Consider the following 3,549-nt stretch of genomic DNA (forward strand, 5'->3'; position numbering starts at 1 on the left):
GCCAGTCGCCACAGCTGTGCAACGTCGACGTGCCGATCCAGCACCGGTTCCCTCACACCTGGCACAGTAGCGATCCAACAGGACAGGCGATAGCGACCCTGCCGCACGTAGCCGATCCCCCACACGGTTCGCTGCCGCGATCGGTGTCTCACGGATCTGTGCGTCAGAAGCTGGCCGCCAGCCGAGGGCCCGGTTCGACGAGCTGTACGCCGTCGGCGACCGGCCTCGAATGCTGTGCCTCACCCTGCTCGTGTCAACTCGCCCGCAGACCGCCGTGGACACTGGAGTACGTGGCGGTGACCAGGATCTTCCCGGGTTTTTCCGGGCTCCGGTCGATCGACACCAGGCGCAGGTCGGTCACATCGTTCCCGCCCGCTGCGCGAACGTCATCCCATGCCTTGAGCTCGGCCGCTCGATGGGCTGCATGGAGAGCCCCCACCTCGTCAACCTCGACGGTGATGGTGTGCAGTTCGCTGTTGGACATTGCGGTCTCCCTGCGCGGACGTTCCCCGGGCCTCGGTCGTGGATCTGCACTCAGTGTCCCATGATGATCGCTCACTCCGGTGGAGTCGACCCCCGCTGCCGCATCCGCTCGGCTTCCTGGGCTGCCCACTGGACGCGGAGCAGAATGTCCCTCTCACCGGCGCCGGCCAGTTCGCTGTCGTACAGGTGGTCCAGCACCGCTTCCCCCGCCTGCCGCCGCGCTGCGTCCGCGTCGCTGCGCGCCTCAGCGGCCCAGATGAATCGGCGCCACCACTCCTCACGCCGCGAGCGGACCTCTGTTTCCCGCGCACCCCGACGGGCCGCGACGTAGCTTCCCGACACCGTCAGTACACCGACGACCACCTGAATGACCAGCGTGAGCACGTTCACGCTCGCCCCCTCACTTCGCGGCGGCCGCGGTGAGGTTTCCGTGCGGTCTCGCAGACCCTGGGCAACTCGGCCCGCACATCTACGACTTCTGCCCGATGGATGAGCTCACCGAGGAAACCCGTTCGGGCGTTCTCGTAATGCCGCACTGTCACGGGCGATCAGCCCACAGTCGAGCCCCGACGCCGACGCCCAACGTGCCCCTCTCGCCGATCCTCTCCGGTGTCTCAGTGTCCGGTGCCCCCGAACGGGGCCTGATCACCACCGAGATGACCGCGGCGATCCCCGAGAAGGTCCTCGCCCCCCGGATCACCGCACAGATCCCCGCCGGCCGGGCGGGACGGCCCGAGGAGGTCGCACGGGTCGTGCACCTCCTGGCCGCCGACGCCTCCTCCGACATCACCGGACAGTTCAACGGCGGCATGGACATGTGATCGTGACCCAACCCAACAGATCCACCCTGGTCCAGCCTCGGTGGGGCGAGGAAAATAGGGACGATGGTCGACATCTATGAGGTACCCGCAGGAGAGCCACGCCTGACGTCATTCCTCCAGGCGCAGCACACCACCCAGATCGCCCGGCGCGGCGAGTTGGTCGACGCACGCGACCGCCCGGCCCTGATCGCATCGACCGACGACGAGACGGTCGGGGTGCTGATCTACGACATCGACGGCACGAACTGCGAAATCATGAACATGCGCGCATCCGGCCAATGGGGCGGCGTAGGCACGGCACTCATCGAACGCATCGCCGAAGTCGCCCGTGCACAAGGCTGTTCGCGACTGTGGTTGGTCACGACGAACGACAACCTCGACTCGATGCAGTTCTACCAGCGGCGCGGCTTCCGCCTGTCCGCCGTTCGATGCGGCGCAGTGGACCAGGCGAGACGGACCCTGAAGCCGGACATCCCCGACGTGGGCTACTACAAGATCCCGCTTCGGGATGAAATCGAGTTCGAGCGCGACCTCGAGCCCGCGTAGGCGAGCCCGCCCCGCTCAGCCCGGCCGCGTAGGCGAAGCGGGCTGAGCGCCCTTCTGCGGTCACCAGGGTCCGTTTTGGCCTTGGACATACCGGCACTCCGAGAATGGCGTTCTCGTGTGTCGGGCGGAGTGTTGCTCGCTTTCCCCTACTCGTCCGGTGCCGGTGGCGGGGAGGCGGCCCGGAGCTGATCGAGCGAGAGCGACACCTTGGTGGTCCAGACCGCACCGAGTCGCGACCGTGCCGCAGGAAGAGCCTCGAAGGCGGTCGACATTCCTAGCGCCCACGGCGCCGACTCGACCGGTGTCAGTCCGCACGATTGGAAATGGTCGGACAGCCGGCTGATGGCACTGTCGAGGGCCGTGATCTGTGCGGGATCCACATCCGGATCAGGGTCGGACAGCACCGGGTACGGCCACATCAGCACGATCCCGGTCGGCAGCATCCGATGAACCGTCTCGGCCACCAGCCACGCCCCCAGATCGTGGCCCGCAGCGGTTCGGTGACGAACGCGATATTCGGGATCAGGACCACCTCGGTGATGACGGCCAGGGTCTCGTACTGTTCCTCGACCTGCTCGGCGAGTTGATTGCCGTCGAACAACCCGGCCAGCATCTCGTGATCGCCGTCGAACTGGTCCAGGCACAGAGCGATCGGATCCTCGGTGCCGAGGCGGATCAACGTGAAGTCGAGTGAGCCGACGACCACGTCGTCGGCGTCGTCGATGTCCACCGTCATGGTCAGTTCGGCGAACCAGTCCAGGCACGCGTCGAGATCGCTGAGACCCACGCTCCGGAACCGCACCCGCGGCGAAAACAGATCGACGGTGCACCGGCCCTCCTCCTCGGCCAGGTCCGCCAACGCGGCCAGCGACAGTGACACAGGAAGTCCTCTCCTCCATCGGGCGGCCCAAGTCCGACCCCCTGCCACTATCGCGCATCATGATGCTCAACGCCGACCATCCCGGCAGCCGCGAAGCTTCACCTCGCGCGGCGGGTATCGAATCGATGGTCAATCGATTCGATACCGGGTCCGCTGGGGTGATCGAAAGCCCAGCCGCGTAGCGGGTAATCCGCGCGCGGACCCGCACAGATTAAGCGCCAAATGCGCTGCCAGAAGCGCATTTTCAAAGCGCCGATAACGGATATTATGCCAACTAAGGATTCTATGAGACTGTGCGGCAATGATTTTAACAATCTCGTCTTTCCTGAACCAGCCTCGACGCCATCAGTGATACGACTTGGAGATGAGCGGGCAACCGACCGCGAGCACCCCGGAACGGAACCGTGGGTGCGGGTTCCGGTCCGGGGTGTTCGGGTGGATTCTCGCTAGCCGGTGACGCCTTCTGCACGAGCAGCGGCGGCGACTGCCTCCGCAACAGCGGGGGCGACGCGAGGATCGAGCGGGCTGGGAACGATCTTGTCTACAGCCAACTCGTCACCGACGACCGAGAGGATTGCCTCGGCGGCGGCAAGTTTCATACCTTCGGTGATCCGGCGGGCACCGGCATCGAGCGCACCACGGAACACACCGGGGAAGGCCAGCACATTGTTGATCTGGTTCGGGAAATCCGAGCGTCCGGTGGCCACGATCGCCGCATGCTTGCGGGCGACGTCGGGATGAATCTCCGGGTCCGGGTTCGACAACGCGAACACGATCGAGTTCTCCGCCATGGTGGCGATCAGCTCCTCCGGGACGGTG

General features: G+C 65.8%; 7 protein-coding genes. 2 read left to right on the top strand and 5 right to left on the bottom strand.

Features of this window, described 5'->3' with window-relative positions:
* Positions 1-253 precede the first annotated feature (253 nt).
* Both RJ1_RS44570 and RJ1_RS44575 read right to left on the bottom strand, forming a co-directional pair.
* On the bottom strand, positions 254-484 hold the full coding sequence (locus tag RJ1_RS44570) for a hypothetical protein (RefSeq protein WP_073371107.1): 231 nt from the start codon (positions 482-484) through the stop codon (positions 254-256).
* Between the two features lie 71 nt (positions 485-555).
* Positions 556-873, bottom strand: coding sequence for a hypothetical protein (locus RJ1_RS44575; RefSeq protein WP_073371110.1), 318 nt, complete (start codon positions 871-873; stop codon positions 556-558).
* Between the two features lie 227 nt (positions 874-1,100).
* Here RJ1_RS44575 and RJ1_RS46585 point away from each other — a divergent pair, with 227 nt between their 5' ends.
* Together RJ1_RS46585 and RJ1_RS44585 are read left to right on the top strand one after the other, a co-directional pair.
* Positions 1,101-1,304 carry an SDR family oxidoreductase gene (locus RJ1_RS46585; protein ID WP_240319542.1) on the top strand — a complete coding sequence of 68 codons (204 nt, stop codon included), beginning with the start codon at positions 1,101-1,103 and terminating at the stop codon, positions 1,302-1,304.
* 63 nt (positions 1,305-1,367) lie between these two features.
* Positions 1,368-1,850 carry a GNAT family N-acetyltransferase gene (locus tag RJ1_RS44585; RefSeq protein ID WP_073371116.1) on the top strand — a complete coding sequence of 161 codons (483 nt, stop codon included), beginning with the start codon at positions 1,368-1,370 and terminating at the stop codon, positions 1,848-1,850.
* A gap of 146 nt (positions 1,851-1,996) precedes the next feature.
* Here the strand turns inward: RJ1_RS44585 and RJ1_RS48630 are convergent, their stop codons facing one another.
* The 3 genes from RJ1_RS48630 to RJ1_RS44595 form a co-directional block, all read right to left on the bottom strand.
* Entirely contained in the window at positions 1,997-2,293 is a 297-nt protein-coding gene (locus tag RJ1_RS48630) for a hypothetical protein (protein ID WP_240319541.1), read from the bottom strand.
* Entirely contained in the window at positions 2,269-2,730 is a 462-nt protein-coding gene (locus RJ1_RS48635; protein ID WP_240319540.1) for a hypothetical protein, read from the bottom strand. The genes RJ1_RS48630 and RJ1_RS48635 overlap by 25 nt, the downstream gene beginning before the upstream one ends.
* Before the next feature lie 446 nt (positions 2,731-3,176).
* Positions 3,177-3,549, bottom strand: a 373-nt coding sequence (locus RJ1_RS44595; protein ID WP_276526516.1) for a malic enzyme-like NAD(P)-binding protein, incomplete at its 5' end; no start/stop codon positions are given.

This window comes from Rhodococcus jostii NBRC 16295, from assembly GCF_001894825.1.
In the GTDB taxonomy this organism is placed as follows: Bacteria; Actinomycetota; Actinomycetes; order Mycobacteriales; family Mycobacteriaceae; genus Rhodococcus_F; species Rhodococcus_F jostii.

Coding starts and splice junctions, on each gene's coding strand:
- RJ1_RS44570 (WP_073371107.1), bottom strand. CDS start 484: ATGTCCAACAGCGAACTGCACACCATCACCGTCGAGGTTGACGAGGTG.
- RJ1_RS44585 (WP_073371116.1), top strand. CDS start 1,368: ATGGTCGACATCTATGAGGTACCCGCAGGAGAGCCACGCCTGACGTCA.
- RJ1_RS48630 (WP_240319541.1), bottom strand. CDS start 2,293: ATGCTGCCGACCGGGATCGTGCTGATGTGGCCGTACCCGGTGCTGTCC.